Consider the following 1,121-nt stretch of genomic DNA (forward strand, 5'->3'; position numbering starts at 1 on the left):
TTGACCTGCGGCTGCAAGCCATATCCTCGCATCATCAAGCTTTGAAAAATCAGGATTCCAAATAAAAGCAAAACCACTTTCAACGCTTCGCTCCGGATAGTTCACCGGATCAGGTGTCCCAAGAGTTATGACTCTTATAACAAGTATAACAGCAAAAAGGAAAAGCATCGGCATAGCTATTTTTGCGAACACCTCAATCCCTCTTGAAATACCACGGTAAAGAATAAAAAAGTTAAGGAAAAGAGTTAAACACATGAAAAAGTAAGCTGGAAGGATGCTCTGGAAATAATTTTTCTCTATACCTTGATAGCTATGCAAAAAACTTCTCATAGCTTCAAATGTCGTCTCACCAAAATAAGCTTTTGTAATTGAAAAGAAACTAAAAGCAAGAGTCCACGATTCAATATATGTGTAATAGATCATTATAACTGTTGAAATGAAAAGCCCGAGGGCACCCAAATACTTTGAAATTGGAGCTTTCCACATAGAATCAAACATTCCTGGCGCACTTCCGTGTCCGAATTTTCCTCCATATCTTCCAATAGCCCATTCAACCCACATAAGAGGTATTCCAAGCAAAAGGAAGGCAACGAAATACGGGATCATAAATGCTCCCCCTCCATTTTGTGCAGCTTGGACTGGAAACCTAAGGAAGTTTCCGAGTCCAACTGCATTTCCTGCCATTGCAAGTATTAACCCAATTCTCGTCCCCCAGCGCTCTCTTTTAGTCATTACGCCTCCTTGTGGAATTAGTTTTTAATTTTTCCAGAGAATTTACAAACTTTTCCCCACCAGCTTTTTCAACTCTCACTTTTTAAAATTCTTGCAGCGTCCTTAGCAAAATATGTTAAGATCAAATCAGCACCTGCTCTTTTTATCGCTGTTAATGTCTCAATCATTATTCGCTGCTCATCTATCCATCCATTTAAAGCTGCAGCTTTTATCATTGAATATTCACCACTAACTTGATATGCTGCAATTGGAACCTTAAATTCCTGCTTTGCCCTGTAAATTACATCAAGATAAGCAAGCGCTGGTTTAACCATAACTATATCCGCTCCCTCTTGAATGTCAAGTGCAATTTCCCTCATCGCTTCATCCGAATTAGCTGGATTCATTTG

General features: G+C 39.2%; 2 protein-coding genes. Both read right to left on the reverse strand.

Annotated features, from left to right (window positions below; translation table 11 throughout):
- Nucleotides 1-732, reverse strand: a 732-nt coding sequence (locus ABDH49_09105) for a sodium:calcium symporter (protein MEN3047104.1), incomplete at its 3' end; no start/stop codon positions are given.
- Nucleotides 733-800: 68 nt separating this feature from the next.
- Nucleotides 801-1,121, reverse strand: a 321-nt coding sequence (locus tag ABDH49_09110) for a porphobilinogen synthase (GenBank protein ID MEN3047105.1), incomplete at its 5' end; no start/stop codon positions are given.

This window comes from Candidatus Hydrothermales bacterium, from assembly GCA_039630235.1.
Taxonomy (GTDB): domain Bacteria; phylum Hydrothermota; class Hydrothermia; order Hydrothermales; family JAJRUZ01; genus JBCNVI01.